Origin of the sequence: Hydrogenophaga sp. (assembly GCF_018780075.1) — a bacterium.
In the GTDB taxonomy this organism is placed as follows: Bacteria; Pseudomonadota; Gammaproteobacteria; order Burkholderiales; family Burkholderiaceae_C; genus Hydrogenophaga.
The window spans coordinates 1-21591 of record NZ_JADMKB010000140.1; the positions used below are offsets into that span (position 1 = coordinate 1).

22 protein-coding genes are annotated in these 21591 nt (G+C 67.2%); 6 read left to right on the forward strand and 16 right to left on the reverse strand.

What is annotated here, in order from left to right:
• The 4 genes from IV088_RS21920 to IV088_RS21935 all read right to left on the reverse strand — a co-directional run.
• The coding region (locus tag IV088_RS21920; protein ID WP_291106181.1) for an isocitrate dehydrogenase kinase/phosphatase AceK regulatory subunit at positions 1 to 672 on the reverse strand (672 nt) is incomplete at its 3' end.
• A 19-nt stretch (positions 673 to 691) separates the two neighbouring features.
• Positions 692 to 1360 carry a carbonate dehydratase gene (gene can, locus IV088_RS21925; RefSeq protein WP_291106183.1) on the reverse strand — a complete coding sequence of 223 codons (669 nt, stop codon included), beginning with the start codon at positions 1358 to 1360 and terminating at the stop codon, positions 692 to 694.
• Between the two features lie 63 nt (positions 1361 to 1423).
• On the reverse strand, positions 1424 to 2605 hold the full coding sequence (locus IV088_RS21930) for an isovaleryl-CoA dehydrogenase (protein WP_291106185.1): 1182 nt from the start codon (positions 2603 to 2605) through the stop codon (positions 1424 to 1426).
• A gap of 30 nt (positions 2606 to 2635) precedes the next feature.
• Positions 2636 to 3082, reverse strand: a complete 447-nt coding sequence (locus tag IV088_RS21935) for a PaaI family thioesterase (RefSeq protein WP_291106186.1) — start codon at positions 3080 to 3082, stop codon at positions 2636 to 2638.
• Between the two features lie 105 nt (positions 3083 to 3187).
• On the opposite strand from IV088_RS21935, the gene IV088_RS21940 reads away from it, so the two are divergent.
• Positions 3188 to 3796: a YigZ family protein gene (locus IV088_RS21940; protein WP_291106224.1), complete on the forward strand. Its 609-nt coding sequence runs from the start codon at positions 3188 to 3190 to the stop codon at positions 3794 to 3796.
• Between the two features lie 12 nt (positions 3797 to 3808).
• On the opposite strand, the gene IV088_RS21945 is transcribed toward IV088_RS21940, so the two are convergent.
• Both IV088_RS21945 and IV088_RS21950 read right to left on the reverse strand, forming a co-directional pair.
• Entirely contained in the window at positions 3809 to 4174 is a 366-nt protein-coding gene (locus IV088_RS21945) for a DUF1304 domain-containing protein (RefSeq protein ID WP_291106188.1), read from the reverse strand.
• Between the two features lie 55 nt (positions 4175 to 4229).
• Positions 4230 to 4646 (reverse strand): MerR family DNA-binding transcriptional regulator, encoded by a 417-nt coding sequence (locus IV088_RS21950; protein WP_291106190.1) that lies wholly within the window; start codon positions 4644 to 4646, stop codon positions 4230 to 4232.
• 122 nt (positions 4647 to 4768) lie between these two features.
• Between IV088_RS21950 and IV088_RS21955 the strand changes: the two genes are divergently transcribed.
• Complete coding sequence (locus IV088_RS21955) at positions 4769 to 5866, forward strand: MBL fold metallo-hydrolase (RefSeq protein ID WP_291106192.1); 1098 nt, start codon at positions 4769 to 4771, stop codon at positions 5864 to 5866.
• Between the two features lie 52 nt (positions 5867 to 5918).
• Here the strand turns inward: IV088_RS21955 and IV088_RS21960 are convergent, their stop codons facing one another.
• The 9 genes from IV088_RS21960 to IV088_RS22000 all read right to left on the reverse strand — a co-directional run bounded on the left by IV088_RS21960 (position 5919) and on the right by IV088_RS22000 (position 15705).
• Complete coding sequence (locus tag IV088_RS21960; RefSeq protein WP_291106194.1) at positions 5919 to 6818, reverse strand: SprT family zinc-dependent metalloprotease; 900 nt, start codon at positions 6816 to 6818, stop codon at positions 5919 to 5921.
• Positions 6819 to 6932: 114 nt separating this feature from the next.
• A complete protein-coding gene (locus IV088_RS21965) occupies positions 6933 to 7667 on the reverse strand; it encodes a lysophospholipid acyltransferase family protein (RefSeq protein ID WP_291106226.1) in 735 nt (244 codons plus the stop codon).
• Positions 7668 to 7686: 19 nt separating this feature from the next.
• Positions 7687 to 8271 carry a D-glycero-beta-D-manno-heptose 1,7-bisphosphate 7-phosphatase gene (gene gmhB, locus IV088_RS21970; protein ID WP_291106197.1) on the reverse strand — a complete coding sequence of 195 codons (585 nt, stop codon included), beginning with the start codon at positions 8269 to 8271 and terminating at the stop codon, positions 7687 to 7689.
• A gap of 42 nt (positions 8272 to 8313) precedes the next feature.
• Entirely contained in the window at positions 8314 to 10434 is a 2121-nt protein-coding gene (gene glyS / locus IV088_RS21975) for a glycine--tRNA ligase subunit beta (RefSeq protein WP_291106199.1), read from the reverse strand.
• 16 nt (positions 10435 to 10450) lie between these two features.
• The gene (glyQ, locus tag IV088_RS21980; protein WP_291106202.1) at positions 10451 to 11356 is read right to left on the reverse strand and encodes a glycine--tRNA ligase subunit alpha; all 906 of its coding nucleotides are present in this window, start codon (positions 11354 to 11356) and stop codon (positions 10451 to 10453) included.
• A gap of 113 nt (positions 11357 to 11469) precedes the next feature.
• Positions 11470 to 13299: an apolipoprotein N-acyltransferase gene (lnt, locus tag IV088_RS21985; RefSeq protein WP_291106204.1), complete on the reverse strand. Its 1830-nt coding sequence runs from the start codon at positions 13297 to 13299 to the stop codon at positions 11470 to 11472.
• A 23-nt stretch (positions 13300 to 13322) separates the two neighbouring features.
• Entirely contained in the window at positions 13323 to 14189 is an 867-nt protein-coding gene (locus tag IV088_RS21990; RefSeq protein ID WP_291106206.1) for an HlyC/CorC family transporter, read from the reverse strand.
• A gap of 172 nt (positions 14190 to 14361) precedes the next feature.
• The gene (locus IV088_RS21995; RefSeq protein ID WP_291106227.1) at positions 14362 to 14961 is read right to left on the reverse strand and encodes a GNAT family N-acetyltransferase; all 600 of its coding nucleotides are present in this window, start codon (positions 14959 to 14961) and stop codon (positions 14362 to 14364) included.
• A 270-nt stretch (positions 14962 to 15231) separates the two neighbouring features.
• Positions 15232 to 15705 (reverse strand): Lrp/AsnC family transcriptional regulator, encoded by a 474-nt coding sequence (locus IV088_RS22000; RefSeq protein ID WP_291106209.1) that lies wholly within the window; start codon positions 15703 to 15705, stop codon positions 15232 to 15234.
• 122 nt (positions 15706 to 15827) lie between these two features.
• On the opposite strand from IV088_RS22000, the gene hppD reads away from it, so the two are divergent.
• Positions 15828 to 16943 carry a 4-hydroxyphenylpyruvate dioxygenase gene (hppD, locus tag IV088_RS22005; RefSeq protein WP_291106211.1) on the forward strand — a complete coding sequence of 372 codons (1116 nt, stop codon included), beginning with the start codon at positions 15828 to 15830 and terminating at the stop codon, positions 16941 to 16943.
• Here the strand turns inward: hppD and IV088_RS22010 are convergent.
• Positions 16933 to 17943 carry an alpha/beta fold hydrolase gene (locus IV088_RS22010; protein WP_291106213.1) on the reverse strand — a complete coding sequence of 337 codons (1011 nt, stop codon included), beginning with the start codon at positions 17941 to 17943 and terminating at the stop codon, positions 16933 to 16935. The genes hppD and IV088_RS22010 overlap by 11 nt on opposite strands.
• 99 nt (positions 17944 to 18042) lie before the next feature.
• Between IV088_RS22010 and IV088_RS22015 the strand changes: the two genes are divergently transcribed.
• From IV088_RS22015 to IV088_RS22025, 3 genes are all read left to right on the forward strand, one after another.
• Positions 18043 to 18777, forward strand: a complete 735-nt coding sequence (locus tag IV088_RS22015; protein ID WP_291106216.1) for a hypothetical protein — start codon at positions 18043 to 18045, stop codon at positions 18775 to 18777.
• Between the two features lie 68 nt (positions 18778 to 18845).
• A complete protein-coding gene (locus IV088_RS22020) occupies positions 18846 to 20567 on the forward strand; it encodes an AMP-binding protein (protein ID WP_291106218.1) in 1722 nt (573 codons plus the stop codon).
• A gap of 10 nt (positions 20568 to 20577) precedes the next feature.
• On the forward strand, positions 20578 to 21510 hold the full coding sequence (locus IV088_RS22025; protein WP_291106222.1) for an MBL fold metallo-hydrolase: 933 nt from the start codon (positions 20578 to 20580) through the stop codon (positions 21508 to 21510).
• Positions 21511 to 21591: the final 81 nt, after the last annotated feature.

The following is a 21591-nucleotide window of genomic DNA, read 5'->3' on the forward strand; positions in this document are numbered from 1 at the left end:
GATGATCTTGCCCACCACGTAGGCGCCCTTGTTGCGGAAGAACAGGCCCGAGAGCACCTGGAACTGGAAGTTGGCGCGCAGCTTCACGTGGTCGAAGTGCGGCTTCATGGCGCTCAGCACCAGCCGCGCATCGCGCGCCTGGTCTTCGAAGGGCACGCGCAGACCGAAGTCCTGCAGCATGCGCAGGACCTCGCCCTCCATGCTGTCGGCGGTCGGGTAGTAACAGCGGTAGGTGGGCGCGGCCTGCGGCTCCTCGTTTTCGATGTACTCGGTGGAGACCGCCGGGCGCACGAAGATGAAGTCGTTCTGGAAGTACGCTCGCTGCAGGATCTTGGTGCAGACCGAGTTGAAGAAGGTCTCGGCCAGCTCGGGCTGGTGTTGGTTCACCAGCAGGCCGATGTAGTGCAGCTTGACCTGCTCCCACACGTCCATCGGCTGCTGCTCGGCCTTGAACTCCTTGTGCAGGCGCATCACGCACTCGTTCACGCGCAGGTCGTAGAACTCGATGCGCTCGCGCTGCGCGCGTTGCTGGCCGCGCCAGTCGCGCGTTTCAAAGCGGTGTTTGGCACGGGCCGATTCGGTGCGGAACAGCCGGTAGTGGCGGTTGAAGCCGTCCATCATCGCCTTGGCGATGGCGTAGGCCACGGTCGAATCGAGCCGTTGCGGGAACATGGCGACGGCGCTCGATGCGTCAGATCGAGGCGTCCCGGCGCTTGGCCGTCACACCCGCCAGCGCGGCTCTGTAAATCGCGTCCAGACCACCAGGGCCGTCCACCGTCATCAGCATGTCGCGCAGCAAACCGTCGCTCAGGGCGTACACCCAGGCGTGCAGCGTGAGCGCCTGGCCGCGGCTCCAGGCGTCCTGCACCACGGTGGTCTGGGCCACGTTCATCACCTGCTCGATGGCGTTGAGCTCGCACAGCACCTCGACCCGGAAGTCCTCGGCGGTGGCCGCGATGAGCGCGGCGTGGCGATCGCGCACGTCCTTGATGTGGCGCAGCCAGTTGTCGGCCAGCCCCACGCGGGTGTCGTTCAGCGCGGCCTTCACGCCGCCGCAGCCGTAGTGGCCCACCACCATCAGGTGCTTCACCTTCAGCTGGTCCACCGCGAACTGGATGGTGGACAGGCAGTTCAGGTCGGTGGGCACCACCACGTTGGCCACGTTGCGGTGCACGAACACCTCGCCCGGGTCCAGGCCGGTGATCTGGTTCGCCGGCACGCGGCTGTCGGAGCAGCCGATCCACATGTACTGCGGGCTCTGCTGGGCCAGCAGGTCGGTGAAGAAGGTGGGCTTCTCGCGAACCATGGCCGCAGCCCATTCGCGGTTGTGGTCAAACAGGTCTTGCAGCGAAGAGCTCATGAGGCGATCAGAAGTGGTTGAACAGCGCGTCCATTGTCGGGCAAGGCCGTTTCACCCGGTGGTTCAGCAGGTCTCGGCAAACAGCTCGCGGCCGATCAGCATGCGGCGGATTTCCGAGGTGCCGGCACCGATCTCGTACAGCTTGGCGTCGCGCCACAAACGGCCCAGCGGGTACTCGTTGATGTAGCCGTTGCCGCCGTAGATCTGCACGCCTTCGCCCGCCATCCAGGTCGCCTTCTCGGCCGTCCAGAGGATGACCGAGGCGCAGTCCTTGCGCACCTGGCGCACGTGGTCGGTGCCCAGCAGGTCGAGGTTCTTGGCCACGGTGTAGGCGAAGCTACGCGCGGCCTGCAGCACGGTGTACATGTCGGCCACCTTGCCCTGGATCAGCTGGAACTCGCCGATGCTCTGGCCAAACTGCTTGCGGTCGTGGATGTAGGGGATCACGTTGTCCATCACCGACTGCATGATGCCCAGCGGCCCGCCGGTGAGCACGGCGCGTTCGTAGTCCAGACCGCTCATCAGCACCTTGGCGCCCATGTTCAGGCCGCCCAGGATGTTCTCCGCAGGCACCTCGACGTTCTGGAACACCAGTTCGCCGGTGTGGCTGCCGCGCATGCCCAGCTTGTCGAGCTTCTGCGCGATACTGAAACCGGGCATGCCCTTCTCGATCAGGAAGGCGGTGACGCCGCGCGCGCCCATCTCGGGCTCGCTCTTGGCGTAGACCACCAGGGTGTCGGCGTCGGGGCCGTTGGTGATCCACATCTTGTTGCCGTTGAGCAGGTAATAGCCGCCTTTGTCTTCGGCCTTCAGCTTCATGCTGATGACGTCCGAACCGGCGCCGGGCTCGCTCATGGCGAGCGCGCCCACGTGTTCGCCGCTGATCAGCTTGGGCAGGTACTTGGCCTTCTGCGCGTCGGTGCCGTTGCGGTTGATCTGGTTCACGCACAGGTTGCTGTGGGCGCCATAGGACAGGCCCACCGAGGCGCTGGCGCGGCTGATCTCTTCCATGGCCACCATGTGCGCGAGGTAACCCATGTTGGCGCCACCGTACTGCTCGGGCACGGTGATGCCCAGCACGCCCAGCTCGCCCATCTTGCGCCAGCAGTCCATCGGGAACTGGTCGGTCTTGTCGATCTCGGCGGCGCGCGGGGCGATCTCGGCCTGGGCGAATTCGCGCACCGCGTCGCGCAGCGCGTCGATGTCTTCACCGAGCTGGAAGTTGAGGCCTGGCAGGTTGTTCATGGGGGTCTCCTGGGGTTTGATCGAATGGGTTCAGTAGGTTTTGGGCACCGGCACCAGCGTCTGCTGCATCACGGCGCAGTCCGAACGCTTGCCGTCGGCCGCCACATGCACCACCTCGGCGGTGGTGACGGAGATGCGTTTGCCGGCCTTGGTCACGCGGCCCGTGGCCTGCAGCTCGCCGCACTGAAAGGCCGCGAGGAAGTTGATCTTGTACTCCACGGTGGTGACCTCCATGCCCTCGGGCGCGACCGTGAGCGCGGCGTAGCCGCCCGCGATGTCGGCCAGCGCGCCCATGGCACCGCCGTGGAAGCCGCCCTGCTGCTGCGTCACGCGGTCGGAATACGGCAGCGCCAGCGTGACGGTGCCGGGCGCCACGGCCAGCAGGCGCACGCCCAGCTGCACCATCATGCCCTGTCGCTCCAGGCTGGACTGCACGCGCTGGCGCAAGGCGTCGTTCGGATTCACGGGCTCGGTCATGGCAGCATTCAATTGACGTTTACGTAAACGTCAATTATGACCCATGCCACCGGCGACCCGCAAGCCCGGGAGAACCCGCGCCTCCACCGGTATGCTTCCAGCCCCATGCCCTACGCCCTGCAAGCCCCGGTCCACAGCGAACTGGTGATCAAGAAAAGCCGCTTCATCGGCTGCGTTGAAACCGTGCCCGACCGCGCGGCGGCGCTGGCCCGCGTGGCGGCGTTGCGCGCCGAACACCCGGGCGCCACGCACGTGTGCTGGGCGCTGATGGCGGGCGGCCATTCCGCGGCGAACGACGACGGCGAGCCCGGCGGCACGGCCGGTCGGCCCATGCTGGAGGTGCTGCGGCACCAGGACCTGGAAGGTGTGCTCGCCACCGTGGTGCGGTACTACGGTGGCACGCCACTGGGCGCGGGCGGCCTGGTGCGTGCCTACACCGACAGCGTGGCCCAGGCCCTGTTGAAGGCCGAGAAGGTCGCCGTGATCCGGCACACCACGCTGCGCTGTGTGTTGCCGTACGCGCTGGAAGGCTGGCTGCGGCGGGAGCTCGACGCGCACGGTGCGAGCCTGCTGGACGCCCGGCACGGCGAGGGCGTGGCCGTGACCCTGCAACTGCCCGAGGCCCACGCCCACGCGCTGGTGGCGCGCATCAACGATGCCGGCCAGGGCAAGGTGGTGTGGGTCAGAGACCCGGCGTCAGACGGCAGCGACTGACGCCGTCACCGCTCAGGCCGGGCGGGACAGGAACACGAGCACCAGCCCGACGGCCGCCGGCAGCGCCTGCACGAACAGGATCTTGCGGCTCGCGGTGGCCGCGCCGTACAACCCGGCGACCAGCACGCAGAGCAGGAAAAACACCTTCACGCCAAAACCTTCGGGACCAAGCCACAGACCCCAGAGCAGGCCCGCCGCCAGGAAGCCGTTGTACAGCCCCTGGTTGGCCGCGAGCACCTTGGTGAGGGCGGCTTTCTCCGGCGTGTTGCCGAAGGCCTTGAGGCCCGCTGGCTGGTCCCAGAGGAACATTTCCAGCACGAGAAAGTAGAGGTGCAAGAGTGCAACGAGCACGACGACGACGCTGGCGATCAGGGCCATGGGAACTCCAGAACAAAGGGATGCTGCCGGCGCGGCAGCGGCGCGAGCGCGCAGTTTAGGCCTTGTCGAGCCGGGGGGCCTTGTCCAGCTTGGCCAGCAGTGCCCGGGCTTCCTTCTCGTGCACCTTGACCTCGTCGAGGTTGGCCGTCAGATCGGCCAGCTGGTCTTCGATCTGCCGCTTGTGCCCGGCCAGGATGCTGAGGAACTTGCGCAGCTGCGGCCCGGTGTCGCGCGGGCTGTCGTACATCTGGATGATGTCCTTGGCCTCGGTGAGCGAAAGCCCCAGGCGCTTGGCGCGCAGCGTGAGCTTCAGGCGGGTACGGTCGCGCGCGCTGTAGACCCGGTTGCGCCCGCCCGGGCCTTCGCGCTGCGGTTGCAGCAGGCCCATGTCTTCGTAGAAGCGGATGGCACGCGTGGTCAGGTCGAACTCGCGCGCCAGATCGCTGATGGTGTAGGTCGGGTTGCTCGCCATGGAACGGTGAAGGCCTTGTCGGGTAACGGACAGCAGATCGGAGCCCCGCTCCGTAGAATGCACTGCATCTTGACGTTTACGTCAACGTCAGTCGTCGGCATCTTAACGGAATCCACCCCCGCATGAATCCCCCCACCCGAGAGCAGCTCGAAGCCCGCCTGCACTACCCGCTGGGCGACGCGCTGCCCGACACCGGCCACACGCTCACCGTGGCGCCGGGCGTGAAGTGGATCCGCATGGCGCTGCCGTTCGCGCTCGACCACATCAACCTCTGGCTGCTGCGCGACACGCAGGATGGGCGCGAGGGCTGGACGGTGGTGGACTGCTGCATTTCGCGGGATGAAGCCCGGGCGCAGTGGGAACAGATCTTCGCGAACGAGCTGGAAGGACTGCCCATCCTGCGCGTGATCGTGACGCACATGCACCCGGACCACATCGGGCTGGCGCACTGGCTGTGTGAACGGTGGTCGTGCAGGTTGTGGATCAGCGCGACGGACCACCTCTCGGCCCGCCTCGCCTCGCAGAGCACCAGCGGTTTCGGCGGCGCCAGCGCGGCCGATTTTTTTGCGACGCACGGCATGACCGACGCCGACAGCCTGGAACAGATCCGCGGCCGCGCCAGCTACTACCCGGGCATGGTGCCAGCGGTTCCCGCCCGCTACCGCCGCCTGATGGATGGCCAGACTGTGGCCATCGGCGGACGCGGCTGGCGCTGCATCAACGGCCACGGCCACGCGCCGGAACACATCGCGCTGTACTGCGACGAACTGCGGGTGCTGATCAGCGGCGACATGGTGCTGCCACGCATCAGCACCAACGTGAGCGTGTACGACATGGAGCCAGAGAGCGACGCGCTCACGCTGTTCCTGGACTCGCTGGAGAAGTTCCTGCCCCTGCCCGAGGCCACGCTGGTGCTGCCCTCGCACGGCAAACCGTTCACCGGTCTGCACGAGCGCATCCGGCAACTGCAAGAGCACCACGCCGAGCGCCTGGACGAGCTGCTCGACGCTTGCCGCGAGCAGCCCTGCAGCGGCGCGGACGCGATCCCCGTGCTGTTCAAGCGCCCGCTGGACCTGCACCAGACCACCTTCGCCATGGGCGAGGCGGTGGCGCACCTGCACCGGCTGTGGTTCGGCGGCCTGGTGCGGCGCGAGCGCGATGCCTCGGGGGTGTACCGGTTTTCGGCACCCCCCGCGCCGCCTTCGGCGTCACCCCTTTAGGGGCGTCACCAGCGGCCCGGCAAAGCCGGTTCCGCAGTGACCTGGCGCCAGATCACTCGCCCAGCGGCACCGCCGACTGCTTGAGCGCCTTCCGGCGCTCAAGGTGGTCGGGCATCACTCTCGCGACCACGTCCCAGAACTGCGGGCTGTGGTCCATGTGGCGCAGGTGGCTGAGCTCGTGCACCACCACGTAGTCGATCATGTCCATCTTGAGGTGGATCAGCCGCCAGTTGAGGCGGATGGTGCCGTCTACGCTGGCGCTGCCCCAGCGTGTGCCGGCGCTGGACAGGCGCAGAACCTTGTAGCCCACACCCAGCTGCGGCGCGAACACCGCCAGCCGTTCGGCGAACACGCGCTTGGCCTGTTTCATCAGCCAGGCCTGCGCGGCGTCGCGGATCTGCCCCTCGTTCGCGTTGCGCGCCAGCCCGAGTTTCAGCGTGGCCTGCCCGCCCTCGGCGCCGGGCTCCAGCACCGCGCCCACCTGGGAAAAGCCGTGCGCCGGGTCCAGCTGCAGGCGCACACGCTGCCCCAGGAAATCGAACTCGGCGCCGTCGGCCCACATGGTGCGCGAGCGCGCGAGCTCACCCGCGCGTTCGCGCGCCTGCTGCAGCTTCTCCAGCACCCAGCCCGACTTCTGGTTCAGCAGCGCCTCCACCTCACCCAGCGGCGTCCAGCGCGGCGCACTCACTGTCAGCCCCTCGTGGCTCACCGACAGGCCGATGGTGCGGCGTTTGCCGCGCTTGAACTCGTAAGCCACCTCACAACCGCTCAGCCGCAACAGCCGGTTGGCCCGGGGGTGGTGCCAGGTGCCGGGCTGGAAGACCTGATTCAAAGGTTCGGCGGGCGGGGCATCGGGCTCCGGAGCACGAGCGTGCGGCGCAGGCGCTGGCAGGGCAACCACCGGCTCCGGCCCCACGATGAAATCCAGCGCCAGCTGCACAAAGCGCTGCATGGACTCAGCCCCCACCGGAGCGAAGCAGCCGAACCCAGGATGCGGTGGACCCGGCTCCGCCGGGCCACTCGCATCGCCCCCTTGAGGGGGTCGCGCGAAGCGCGGCGGGGGTGGTCATGTATACGCCTCGGGGTCGAGGCGCCGCATCTCGGCCTCGATCCAGTCCTCGACTTCCTGCATCAGCTCGTCCGGCTGACGGCCAGCGCTGGGAATCGGCTTGCCGATCGATATTTCGACCGTGCCCGGCTTCTTGATGAAGGCCTTGCGCGGCCAGCACTTGGCCGAGGTCACGGCCACCGGGATCACGGGCGCGCCGGTGCGGATCGCCAGACGGGTGCCACCGCTCTTGTAGGTGCCCTTCTGCCCCCGGTCGATGCGCGTGCCCTCAGGGAACATGATGACCCAGGTGCCCTGGTCCAGCAGCCGCTGGCCCTGCTGCACCACCTTCACGAAGGCGCGCGCGCCATCGGCGCGGTCGATGTGGATCATGTCCATGCGCGCCATGGCCCAGCCGAAAAACGGCACCCGCAGCAGCTCCTTCTTGAACACGAAGGCCAGCGGGTGCGGCATCAGCGCCGCCATGCTGAAGGTCTCCCAAAGCGACTGGTGCTTCACCAGCAGCACCGCCGGCGCCTTGCTGCCCACCGGCAGATTCTCGAAGCCGATCACCTGGTTGCGGATGCCCAGGATGACGGTGCCGCCGTCCACCGCCAGCTTGAGCCAGCGCGCGCACATCCAGTAGATCTGCGTGCTGTTGAGCAGGGGCGCGACGATCACCACCGCCAGCGCCCACGGCACCACGGTGACAGCCATGAACAGCAGGTGCAATACCGAACGCAACAGGTTGATCAGGATCATGAGAGAAGGGTCAGGTTGTGGCCTCGGGCTGCGAGAGCAGCCAGTCGGCAAAAGCACTCAGGTCCTCGTGCAGGCGCGTGCCCTCGGGCAAGCCGGGGACCGGCTCGCTCAACACGCCGTCGCCGTCCGCCAGACCGCGCAGGTACTCGGACTTGCCGGTCAGCAGCAGGTGGGGCGGGCAGCCCGCCGTGGCACCGGCCTGCACATGGCGCAGCGCGTTGCCGGCCACCGGCACCTCGTCCAGCAGCACACCGAAGCGGTCCCCGATCTGCTCGAACAGCCCGGGCTCGGGCTTGCGGCAGTGGCAGGCGTCTTCGGGCGCGTGCGGGCAGAAGAACACCGCCTCGATGCGCCCGCCGGCCGCCGCCAGTTGGCGGTGCATCTTGGCGTGGATGGCGTTGAGCGAGGCCACGTCAAACAGGCCCCGTCCCAGACCCGACTGGTTGGTGGCGATCACCACGCGCCAGCCGCCCTGGTTGAGCCGCGCCACGGCCTCCAGCGCACCGGGCAGCGCCTCCCACTCGTCGGCCGAGGCCACGTAGTCGTCGCGGCTGCGGTTGAGCGTGCCGTCGCGGTCAAGGACCAGCAGTTTCATGCGGTGCTCCTTCGGAGGTTCCGGGATGGCCTGATCGTGCGGTCAGGCGGCGAGACGCGACAGGTCGGCCACGCGGTTCATGGCGTCGTGCAGCGACTTCAGCAGCCCCAGGCGGTTGGCCTTGAGCGCGGCATCGTCGGCGTTGACCATGACACCGTCGAAGAAGGCGTCCACCGGCGTGCGCAGCGCGGCCAGGGCCTGCAGGCTGCCCGTGTGGTCGCCCGCGTCGAACTGGGCGTTGGCGGCGGGCACGGTGGCCTGCATGGCGGCGTAGAGGTCTTTCTCGGCCGGTTCCACGAACAGCGCCGGGTTGACCGCGGCGCCCTCGCCTTCGGACTTCTTGAGGATGTTGCCGATGCGCTTGTTGGCGGCGGCCAGCGCGGGCGCTTCGGGCAGCGCAGCGAACGCACGCACGGCCTGCAGGCGCTGGGCCACGTCGGCCAGGCGCTGCGGGCGCAGGGCCAGCACGGCGTCCACTTCCTGCGCGCTGGCGCCCTGCTCACGCAAGCCACCGGCCAGGCGGTCGTAGATGAAGTCGCCCAGGGCCGGGGTCGCGTCGCCGATCTTGTCGCCAAACGCGGGCACGCTGGCCGACAGCAGCGCGGTCAGTTCCAGCGGCAGGTCCTTCTCGACCAGCATGCGGATCACGCCCAGCGCGTGGCGGCGCAGCGCGAACGGGTCCTTGTCGCCGGTCGGCAGGTTACCGATGCCGAACATGCCGACCAGCGTTTCCAGCTTGTCGGCCAGCGCCACGACCACACCCGTCTGGGTGCGCGGCAGTTCGTCGCCGGCGAAGCGCGGCTTGTAGTGGTCTTCGATCGCGAAGGCGATGTCGTCGGACAGGCCGTCGTGGCGCGCGTAGTAGCCGCCCATGATGCCCTGCAGCTCGGGGAACTCGCCCACCATGTCGGTGAGCAGGTCGGTCTTGGCGAGCTGCGCGGCAGTGTCGGCGCTCTTCGCCAGCACATCACCACCAAGCTGTTGGCCGATGGCACGCGCGATGGCGCGCACCCGCTCCGTGCGCTCGCCCTGCGTGCCCAGCTTGTTGTGATAGACCACCTTGCCCAGGCCTTCGACGCGCGAGGCCAGCGTCTTCTTGCGGTCCTGGTCGAAGAAGAACTTGGCGTCGGCCAGGCGCGGGCGCACCACGCGCTCGTTGCCGCCGATCACGGCGCTCGCGTCGTCCGGGCTGATGTTGCTGACCACCAGGAAACGGTTGGTCAGCTTGCCCTGCGCGTCCAGCAGCGGGAAGTACTTCTGGTTGGCCTTCATCGTGAGGATCAGGCACTCCTGCGGCACGCCGAGGAATTCGGTCTCGAACTCACAGGTCAGCACGTTCGGGCGCTCGACCAGCGCGGTCACTTCATCGAGCAGCGCGTCGTCGTCGATCGGCTGGCAGCCGCCGCCCACCTGAGCGGCCGCCGCGGCCAGCTGGCGCGCGATCTCGGCCTTGCGCTCGGCGAACGAGGCGATCACCGCGCCATCTTTCGCCAGCGTGGCGGCATAGGCGTCGGCGTCGACCAGCACCACCGGATCGACAGCCGCTTCGAAGCGGTGGCCGTGGGTCGCGTTGCCGGCCTTCAGGCCCAGGGCCTTGACCGGCACCACGTCGGCGCCGTGCAGCGCCACCAGGCCGTGCGCGGGGCGCACGAAGTTCACGCTGGTCCAACCCGGCAGCTCGCAATCGGTTTCGAGCTGGTAGCTCATGACCTTGGGGATGGGCAGCTTGGCGATGGCCTCATGGAGCGCCTTCTGCAGCCCTTCGGCAAGATCGACACCTGGCTGCACACTGTCGAAAAACAGGGCTTCGGCCTTGCCGTCCATGGCGCGCTTGAGGCCGGCCACAGCCGAGGCGTCGGCGCCCAGACCGGCCAGACGCTTGAGCAGCGCGGGCGTGGGGGCGCCGCTGGCGTCCAGACCGACGCTGACCGGCATCAGCTTTTGGGACACGGCCTTGTCGGCGGCCTTGGCGGCCACACCGGTCACGTGCGCGGCCAGGCGGCGCGGCGAGGCGAAGGGCGTCACCGCCGCATCGGCAGCAGCCAGGCCCTGGGCCTTGAGTTGCTCGGCCAGCACGCCGGCAAACGCGTCACCCAGCTTCTTGAGCGCCTTGGGCGGCAGCTCTTCCACAAACAGTTCGACGAGGAGGTTCTTGTTTGTCATTCTTGTTCTCGCGGTCTCAAGCAACTTTCTTTTCGATCTGTGCCACCCACTCGCGCGGTGCCATGGGGAAGCCCAGGCGCTCGCGGCTCTCGTAGTAGCTCTGGGCCACGGCGCGCGCGAGGTTGCGGATGCGGCCGATGTAGGCGGCACGCTCGGTCACGCTGATGGCGCCGCGCGCGTCCAGCAGGTTGAAGCTGTGCGCGCACTTGAGCACCTGCTCGTACGCCGGCAGCGCCAGCTGCTGTTCGATCAGGTGCTTGGCCTGCTTCTCGTGCGCACCGAAGGCGGTGAACAGGAAGTCGGCGTCGCTGTGCTCGAAGTTGTAGGCCGACTGTTCCACTTCGTTCTGGAGGTACACATCCCCGTAGGTGAGCCCATCGGTCCAGATGAGATCCTTGAAGTTTTCAGCGCCCTGGATGTACATCGCCAGGCGCTCCAGGCCATAGGTGATTTCGCCGGTGGCGGGCTTGCAGTCGATGCCGCCGACCTGCTGGAAGTAGGTGAACTGCGTCACCTCCATGCCGTTGAGCCAGACCTCCCAGCCCAGGCCCCAGGCGCCCAGCGTCGGGTTCTCCCAGTCGTCCTCGACAAAGCGGATGTCGTTCTTCTTCAGATCGAAGCCCAGCGCTTCGAGCGAGCCCAGGTAGAGCTCCAGGATGTTGGCCGGCGCCGGCTTGAGCACCACCTGGTACTGGTAGTACTGCTGATAGCGGTTGGGGTTTTCGCCGTAGCGGCCGTCCTTGGGGCGGCGGCTGGGCTGCACGTAGGCGGCCTTCCAGGGCTCGGGGCCGAGCGCGCGCAGGAAGGTGGCGGTGTGGCTGGTGCCGGCGCCGACCTCCATGTCGTAGGGCTGGAGCAGGGCGCAGCCTTGCTTGTCCCAATAGGACTGCAGGGTCAGGATGATTTGCTGGAAGGTCAACATGGTCGGGTGCCGGAGACTGAAGCCGGCGGGTGATCAGCGGTGTACAGGGGCGGCGGCTTGCCCGGATGGGCGATCGCGCGGAACCATCGATTTTACGGGCCAGCCTGCCCGCTTCAGGCGGTGCGGCGCGCGGGCGCACGGCGCGCCATGGATCGGGCGAGCGCCGCCAGCAAGAGCACCGCCCCGCACACGCCCCAGACGGGCCACAGACCCCAGCGCGACGCCCAGGCCGCGTAGGGCGTGCGCCCGGTCCGGCCTTGTACCGTGGCCTCCAGTCGGTCGCGGGTGAGGCGGGGCAGCTGGTGGGTGACGCGGCCGGTGTGGTCGATCACGGCGGTGGCGCCGGTGTTGGTGGCGCGCAGCATGGGGCGGCCCAGCTCCAGCGCGCGCAGGCGGGAGATCTGCAGGTGCTGGTCGATGGCCACGGTGTCGCCGAACCAGCCGATGTTGCTGAGGTTGATGAGCACGGTGGGCGCGCCCGCCGTGTCGGCGAACGATTGCGCCAGCTCCTCGCCGAACAGGTCTTCGTAGCAGATGTTGGGCGCGATGCGCTGGCCGGCCCAGGCCCAGGCCGGCTGGGGCAAGGCGCCGCGCGCGAAATCGCCCAGCGGGATGTGCATCAGGTTGGTGAACCAGCGGAACAGGGGCGGGATGAACTCGCCGAACGGCACCAGGTGCTGCTTGCTGTAGCGGTAGAAGCGCTCGCCCGGGAACGCGCCCGCGCGGTCCTTGAGCGCCGCCGGGGTCATGGCCCAGGCCGAGTTGGTGTAACCCGCTTCGTAAGATCCCAGCGGGATGCCCACCAGCAGCCCCAGGCCGGGCGACGCGCCGGCGGCCGAGTTCTGCAGCGAGGCAAACAGCGGTTCCCAGAATTCGGCGTTCAGTTGCTGGGGCAGCAACGGGATGGCGGTCTCGGGCGCCACCACGAGGTCGGGTCCGGTGCCGCGCCGTTGCGCCTGCGCTGCTTCGGCCACCTGGGCCGGGTACCAGCCCAGCGCGGTGGCGATGCCGGTGCCGGACTCGAATTTTTCGTTCTGCGGGATGTTGCCCTGCAGCAGCCAGACCTTCATCTCGCCACTGGCGGCGGTGCCACGCCGGCCCAGGTCGCGCCAGCGGTCACCGGCGAGCACGCTCGCCAGCAACGCCCCCAGCGCCACCGCCGCCAGCAACCCGCCCAGCACCGACACCCCACCACCGTGGCGCTCAAACCAGGGCACGGCCTTCGGGGCGCCCAGGCGCCGCGTCGGCGGCAGCGCCCAGAGCACCAGCCGCGACCAGACAGCCGCCACGGTCAGCGCCAGCGCATACGCCAGCAACGCCGCGATCGCACCCATGCCGTACACGCCGACCCAGGGCGCCCAGGCCGCCATCAGGTCCACCTGCGCATAACCACCGGCGCCCCAGGGAAACCCGGTGAACCAGCGCCCTCGGGCCAGCTCGGCCAGGGTCCAGAGCGCCGCGAACACCAGGGCCTGCAGCCAGCGCGCGCGCGGCGCCCAGGCGCACAACGCCCCGGCCGCCACGGCGTAGATCAGCGCCAGCGCGCCGGCCAGCGCGAAAACCGCGAGCACCGCCATCCAGGCCGCGAGCCCGCCGTAGGTGTGCATCGAGACGTACAGCCACCAGAAGCTCCCGGCCAGCCAGACGGTGGCGAACACCCAGCCCCGCCAGACCGCCTGCCCCACCCGGTGCGCACGGCGCAACGACAAGACCAGCAGCGCGAGCGAGGCGATCTGCAGCCAGCCGCTGGCCTGGCCCGGTTCGATGCCCGGCAGGCGCCAGCCGTGCCACGGCCAGGCCAGCGACGCGGCCTGCAGACCGCCAGCCAGGACACCGATCACGAACCAGAACACGCCGCCGCCGCGCGCGGAACGGCCCGGGGGCCGGCCCGTCAAAGGCGAAAAGCTCGAAGGGGTGTGCAGGTTGCCGAAAAGGCTGCGCATGGGGGCCGGCGCTGCTGCAGGGGTCAGGCGCCCAAAGGCATCGGCATGACCTTGAACCATTTCACCGCGCCGCCCTTGGTGTGCAGCACCACAAAGCGCAGACCGTCCATCTCGTGCACCTCGCCGCGCTTGGGCACGTGGCCCATGGTGTGGGCGATGAGGCCGCCGATGGTGTCGAAGTCGTTGACCTCGAGCTGCAGGCCGAACGACTCGTTGATGCGCTCGACAGAGGTGTCGCCGCTGACGCGCCAGGTGCTGTCGGCCAGGGCAAAGATGTCGCCGTCGTCCTCGACCACGTCGAACTCGTCCTCGATCTCGCCGACGATCTCTTCCAGCACGTCCTCGATGGTGATCAGGCCGGCCACGCGGCCGAACTCGTCGATCACGATGGCGAGGTGGTTGCGGTTGCCGCGGAACTCCCGCAGCAGGTCGTTGAGGCCCTTGCTCTCGGGCACGAAGGTGGCCGGGCGCAGCAGGGCTCGGATGTTGAGTTCGGGCGCTCGCTGCAGCTTGAGCAGGTCCTTGGCCAACAGGATGCCGATGATGTTTTCGCGCTCGCCTTCGTACACCGGGAAGCGCGAGTGCGCGGTGCCGATCACCTGGTGCAGCAGCTCGTCGAACGGGGCGTGGATGTCGAGCACGTCCATGCGCGGTGCCGCCACCATCACGTCGCCGGCCGTCATGTCGGCGATGCGGATCACGCCTTCGAGCATGACGCGCGATTCGGCGTTGATGATGTCGTTGTCCTCGGCTTCGGCGAGGGTTTCGATCAACTCGTCCTTGGAATCCGGCCCGGGGTGAATGAACTCCGCGAGCTTTTGCAGGAAACCACGTTTGTCTTCATGCCGCAGGCTGCGCTGCGGCCCCGTACTGGGAGGGGAGTCGGCCACTGGGAAGAGGGGATGGTTGAAACAGCGGCAAAGGATACCGCAAGCGCAGGCCGTGGGCCACCATGCGCCATATCACGGGCCGAGTCACCAGCACACGCCATGGAACCGGCTTGGCCGGGCCACTGGCCTGATCCCCCTTTCAAGGGGGACGCCGCGTGAGCGGCGCAGGGGGTTATCTCGCTTTCTCCCGCGACTCGCGCACGCCCTGGCGGATTTCCTGCAGAAGGCCGAGCGCGTCCCAGAAATGTTTGGCCTGCGCCTTGAGGTGGTAGTCGGTGATGGCCACCTGCTCGTTGAACAGCTCGGTGACGCGCGAGTCGAAGTCGGCGGGCGGCAGGCGCAGATGGGCCTCGCTCTCGGGACCGTCGCGCACGATCGCCGCGCCGGCCGTGCGCGCGATCTTGAGCATCGCGGTGTTTTCAGACAGGGCGTGGATGAACAGCTGGTTCACGCCCTCGTTGCGCGAGTGCATCACCGCGCGCTCGAACAGCCGGCTGCCATACCCCCGACCGCGCGCCGGCTTCGACACCGACACGCCGAATTCGGCGCAGCTGGCGCACTGGGGATCGACCGAAAAGGCGAGGTGCGCCATGGCGATCAGCTCCAGCTTGCGGTTGAAGATGCCGAACAGCTCGTCCCGCTCGAAGTTGAGCTGGTCCACGTAGCGCTGGATCTGCTCGTCGTTGGCCGAGTACCCGAAGCGCAGGTAGCGGTCGTGCGGGTCCAGCGCCAGCAGGTGGGCGCTGATGCGAAGCAGATGCCCGCGCCCCATGGAGCGGATGGGCACCACCGAGCTCCCGGCCGACCGGGGGTCGGGGCGGTGGAGGCGCTCCGCCGACACCGGCAGCGCATCGCCGCCGCTCGCAGAGGGGGCATGGGACGGGGTGGCGGTGTGAGACATGGCAGGAAATATAAGGGTTTTCCCTGTATCGACAAGGATGCAGCGCCCTAAAGCCCGGAGAAACCCGATGAGCGGGTGACATATGTCCGCCATGTGTCGCCCACTCAGCGGCAGCACAACAATGTGGCCGACGAACGGGCCTCACACGGGCAAGGCGGTGGTGCTTTTCACCCGGTCCATGACGAAGCTGGTCTTGCAGTCCTGCACGCTGGGGTGCTTGAGCAGGGTGTCCATCATGAAACGCGAGTACGCGGCCATGTCGGCGACCATCAGGCGCAGTTGGAAGTCCATCTCGCCCGTGAGCGCCGCGCACTCCACCACCTCCGGCCAGCTCAGCACGCTGGCGCGGAACAGGTCCATGGGGTTGCGTTTGTTGCTGTCCGCGTGTTTTTCCAGCCGCACGTTCACATAGGCCGTGAGCCCCAGCCCCACGGCTTCGGGCCTGACCAGCGCCACGTAGCGGTCGATCACGCCGCTGTCCTCCAGCCGCTTGACGCGGCGCAGCACGGCGCTGGGCGACAGGCCCACGCCTTCGGCGATCTGGTCGTAGGTGGCACGTCCGTCGGCCTGAAGGCTGCGCAGGATTTGCCGATCGAGCTTGTCGAGTGTCTGCATTCGCGGAATTTTGCAGGAAAGCTGCAGACCCTCCAAGTCCAGCGCCCCAAAACGCCGGAATCGTGAGGGCTTGCGCCGATACAGTGGCGGATCGCGCCAACCACACACGGAGACACCTTCACATGAATGCCCCATTGCCCGCCGCCGCTCCCGCCACCCCCTGGGAGAACCCCATGGGCACCGACGGGTTCGAGTTCATCGAATACGCCGCGCCCGATCCGGCCGCCATGGGTGCGCTGTTCGAGCGCATGGGCTTCAAGCCCGTGGCCCGCCACCGCCACAAGGCCGTGACGCTGTACCGCCAGGGCGAGATCAACTTCATCATCAACGCCGAGCCCGACAGCTTCGCGCAGCGCTTCGCCCGCCAGCACGGCCCCAGCGTCTGCGCCATTGCCTTCCGCGTGCAGGACGCCAAAGCGGCCTACGAGCGGGCCATCGCCCTCGGTGCCTGGGGCTACGCCCACAACGCCGGCCCGGGCGAGCTGAACATCCCGGCCATCAAGGGCATCGGCGACTCCATCATCTATTTCATCGACCGCTGGCGCGGCAAGAACGGCGCGAAAGACGGCGACATCGGCAACATCGGTTTCTACGACGTCGATTTCTACCCACTGCCCGGCGCGGAGCTGTCGCCGGTGGGCCATGGCCTCACCCTCATCGACCACCTCACGCACAACGTGCACCGGGGCCGCATGGCCGAGTGGGCCGGTTTCTACGAGCGCATCTTCAACTTCCGCGAGGTCCGTTACTTCGATCTGGAAGGCCAGCAGACGGGCATCAAGAGCAAGGCGATGACCAGCCCCTGCGGCAAGATCCGCATCCCGATCAACGAAGAAGGCAACGAGAAGGCCGGTCAGATCCAGGAGTACCTGGACCGCTACCAGGGCGAGGGCATCCAGCACATCGCGCTGGCTTCGACCAACCTGCCGGACACGGTGGACGCGCTGGAGCTGCAGGGCGTGAAGCTGCTGAACACCAGCGAAACCTACTACGAGCTGCTGGACAAGCGCATCCCGAACCACGGTGAGGACGTCGAGGCGCTCAAACAGCGCAACATCCTGGTGGACGGCCTGCCGGGCGAGCTGCTGCTGCAGATCTTCAGCGAGAACCAGCTCGGCCCGATCTTCTTCGAGTTCATCCAGCGCAAGGGCAACCAGGGCTTCGGCGAGGGCAACTTCAAGGCGCTGTTCGAAACCATGGAGCTGGACCAGGTGAAGCGCGGCGTGCTCAAGGCCTGAGCGGCCGCCGGGTCGCTTCCCGACCCGGCGTGTCGGCGTCGCGCGCCGACGCCACCCAGGCGAGCGTTTCTGCCATCACGCGGGGATGAAACGCCAGCGCGACATGGGCCACGCCGGGCACGTGGCGGTTGTCCGCCCCCGGGAGCATGGCGGTGGACGCCGGGAACACGATGTTGTCGGCGTTGGAGTACCAGCAGGTGAAACGGGCATAGGGGTTCGCCGGCGTCAACGCGGCTTCGCGCGACTGCAGGTCGACCAGCCAGGCCCCTTGCTGGCGCATTTGCCGGCCGTTGGGCACGCGGCTGAACCGCCCCAGCCAGGTGCCGTGGTGCGGTGAGCCGATGGTGATCACCTGGCGCACCCGCGCATGGGCGTCGGGCGTGGCCGCGCACCAGGCCCGCGCCGCCAGGCCGCCCATGCTGTGACACACCAGCACGGGTGGCCGGCCGGTCAGCGCCTGGGCACGCCGCACCGCGTCGTCGAGCAACGGGATGTAGTCATCGATCGATCCAAAGACGGGCTCCAGATTCACCGAGGTGTAGGGCATTCCCCGGCGCAACAGCTCGCGCATCCAGGGCAACCAGAGCCCGCGGTTGCAGACAAACCCATGCACCAGCACCACCGCGGTCTGCCCCGGCGCGGGCGGCACGGCTTCGTCGGGACACCGGCGCCAGAGAAACGGTTGCCGCCACGAAAACACCTGGAGGGCCACACGCACCTCCTGCCACCACGCCCGCGCGAGCGTCAGGCGGCCCGCTGCTGCCACGGCGTCGCTTCGGTTGACCCGGTGCACCGCCACGAACTCCAGCGCCAGCACCAGCGCATAACCAAACACCAGCAGCAACACCCCCACCGCCGCCACGGCACCTGGCCCGTTCCAGAACCAGGCCAGCCACACGGCCACCAAGAACGCCGTCAGCACAACGGTGCTTTGCTGCAGGCGCGCAAGGCGTGACGAGCGGTGCGTGGGTGTGGGGATGGCAGGCAAGGGAGGTGTCATTCGGACACTATCGCACGGCGACGGGCGCCACCGCAGCGTGGCGACCTAGAGCAGGCCCTCTAGGCCCATGGTGCCGGCCGCCACTAGACTGCCAGCACCATGAGCGAGTCCAACCACGCAGCGCAGCACATCCGGGCGCACCTCGCGCGCGTGACCGAACTCAGGGGGCAGGCCCAATGCAACGGGCTGGTTGCGGCGGTGCAAGCCGTCAAACACCTGCAGGCTCGGCGGTTTCGCGCCACCTATGTCGATTTCATGGACGATCCGCGGCGGGCGCCCGCGACCCGGTTTTTCCTGGAAGAGCTGTACGGGGAGCACGATTTCGAAGAGCGTGATGCGCAGTTTGCCCGCATCGCCGGCGCGCTGGAACGGATCTTTCCACCGGCCTTGTCCACCCTGGCGGTCGACCTGGCCGAGATGCACGCCCTCACCGAAGCCCTGGACCACCAGATGGCCGGGCATTGGCTGGCGCTCGGCGACGGCATCGCTGCGCCCGAGCGTTACGTGCGAAGCTGGCGCCTGACGGGTCAAAGGACGGAAAGGGAACGGCAACTGGCGGTGGTGCAGCACATGGGCCAGGAGCTTCAAAAGCACACCCGCAGCAAGTCGCTGCTGCTGGCCTTGCGCATGATGCGGCGACCCGCGCAGGCCGCTGGGCTGTCGGCCCTGCAGCAGTTCCTGGAAAGCGGCTTCACCGCCTTCGAGACGTTGGGCGACGCGCAAGCCTTTCTCACCACCATTGCCGATCGGGAGCGGCGTTGGCTTGATACCTTGTTCGATGCCACACGGCCCGCCTGTGTGCAGGCGCTGGAGCGTGAGCTTGCCCGCATCTGAGCTTTGAGCGACAGGCCCCTAGGGCTGCCCCTGAGTGGCGCGCGGGCACTCGCCGTCAAAATGCCCCGATGGACCGAGCAAACCCGAACACCCTCCCCCAGCGGCCCTGGCTGGCACACTACCCCGACGGGGTGCCCCATGACGTCGATCCCACGCAGTACCGGTCTCTCGTGGCGCTGCTCGAAGAGTCGATGCGCAAGAACGCCCAGCGCCCGGTGACCGTGTGCATGGAGCGCTGGATGACCTACGGAGAACTGGATGCCCACAGCGCTGCGCTGGGCGCCTGGCTGCAAGCGCGCGGCATGGCGCCGGGTGCGCGGGTCGCGGTGATGCTGCCCAATGTGCCGCAGTTCATGGTGGCCATGACGGCCATCCTGCGCGCGGGCCATACCGTGGTCAACGTCAACCCGCTGTACACCGCGCGCGAGCTGGAGCACCAGCTCAAGGACTCCGGCGCCGAGGCCATCGTCATCCTCGAGAACTTCGCCTCCACGCTGGAAGAAGTGATCGATCACACGGGCGTGAAACACGTTGTGGTGGCCAGCCTGGGGGACATGCTCGGGTTCTGGTACGGCCAGTGGATCAGCTTCGCCGTGCGGCACCTCGCCAAGATGGTGCCAGCGTACAAGCTGGCCAACACTGGCTCGCTGGGCCCTCGAACCATCGTCAGTTTTCGTGAGGCGGTGAAGGCGGGCGGCGACCTGCCGCTCAAGCCCAGCGCGGCACAGCACGACAGCGTGGCCTTCATGCAATACACCGGTGGCACGACCGGTTTGTCCAAAGGTGCGGTGCTGACCCACCGCAACGTGATCGCCGCGATCCTGCAGGCGGAAGCCTGGTTCAAGCCCGCGCTGACCAAGGTCGGCGACGTTCGGGACATCAATGGCATCACCGCCTTGCCGCTGTATCACATCTTCGCACTCACGCTGAGCCTGCTCGCTGTCCGGTGGGGCGCCCACATGACGCTGATCCCCAACCCGCGCGACATTCCCGCGCTGGTGGCCACGCTCAAGCGCCGCCCCTTTCATTTGCTGCCAGCGGTCAACACCCTCTTCAACGCGCTGCTGCAAGATCCGCAGTTCCGCCAACTCGACTTCTCCAGCCTGGCTTTGTCACAAGCAGGGGGCATGGCAGCGGCCGAAGGCACGGCCCGACAGTGGCTCGCGGTCACGGGATGTCCCATGACCGAAGGCTGGGGCATGAGTGAGACCTGTGCGATCGGCACCAACAATCCGGTCACCCACCGTCACTTCAGCGGCACCATCGGTCTTCCCCTACCGGGCATCGATGTGGCTATCAAGGACGACGAGGGCCACAGTCTGCCGATCGGCACTTCGGGTGAGATCTGTGTTCGCGGGCCCAATGTGATGAGCGGGTACCACCAGCAGGTGGAAGAATCCGCCAGGGCCTTCACGGCGGACGGATTCATGCGAACAGGGGACGTCGGCATCATGGACGATCGGGGGTTCACGCGCATCGTGGACCGCAAGAAGGACATGATCCTGGTGTCGGGGTTCAACGTTTTCCCCAGCGAACTCGAAAATGTGATTTCGCTGTGCCCGGGGGTGTTGGAGTGCGCGGTGATCGGTATCGAGGACGTCAAACAAGGCGAGGCGGTCAAGGTGTTTGTCGTGCGCAACGACCCGACACTGAGCGAAGAGGACGTGGCCCGCTTCTGCCACGACAACCTCACGGGCTACAAGCGCCCCAAACACATCGAGTTCCGCGACGACCTCCCCAAGTCGAACGTGGGAAAGATCCTGCGACGCGCGCTCCGCGGACCGGTTTGAGATCAGCCAGATGACGCTTTCAGCCGCCCATGATGTCCTGGCCCGAGCCGGCGTCACCGTATTCGAACGGGGTTGGCTCTCGGCAAACAACGCTCTGATCCAGGGTGAAGGCCCGACAGCCCTGGTGGACTCCGGCTATGGCAGCCATGCAGCCCAAACCACCGCCTTGGTTTCACGGGCACTGGGGTCACAGCGCCTGGACCTGCTGCTCAACACCCACCTGCACAGCGATCACTGCGGGGGCAATGCTGCGCTGAAGGCCATGTTTCCCGCCTTAGAGACATTCATCCCCCCAGGACTGGCTTCGGCTGTCACGGATTGGGACGAAGAGCGGCTGACCTACGCCCCCACCGGCCAGCATTGCCCCCGTTTTGTTCACGATGGACTCCTGATCCCAGGGACATCGCTGCGCCTGGGCACCGAGGTCTGGCATGTACACGGTGCAAAAGGACACGACCCCCATTCCATCGTCTTGTTCCAACCAGAAAACCGCCTGCTCCTGTCAGCAGATGCCCTGTGGCAGAACGGCTTCGGTGTCGTTTTTCCAGAACTGGAAGGTCAATCGGCCTTCGACGAAGTCGGTGAAACCTTGGATTTGATAGAGGCATTGGACCCCAGCACTGTGGTCCCCGGTCATGGCCCGGTCTTTCAGGATGTTCCAGAGGCGTTGGAGCGTGCCCGCAGCAGACTTCAACAGTTCAGGTCGAACCCTGACCGTCATCTGCGTCATGCACAAAAGGTGCTGATCAAATTCCGGCTGCTTGAATGGCAGCGAATTGAATACGAAGAGCTGTTCGCGTGGGCACTGAACACGCCGTATCTGCAGAATGCCATGCCTTCGAGAGAGCCGGCTTTGCAGAGTCAATGGCTTCGTCAGCTCTTGGGGGAACTCGAACACAATGGTGCATTGCGAATGGATGGTCACCTTGTGTTAAACGCATAACCGCTATCCAAAAAAAATGAGATAGATCCCCAGAAAGCCCAAACCCCCAGGTACACGAGGTACGAGGGGGTTTGGGGGGCT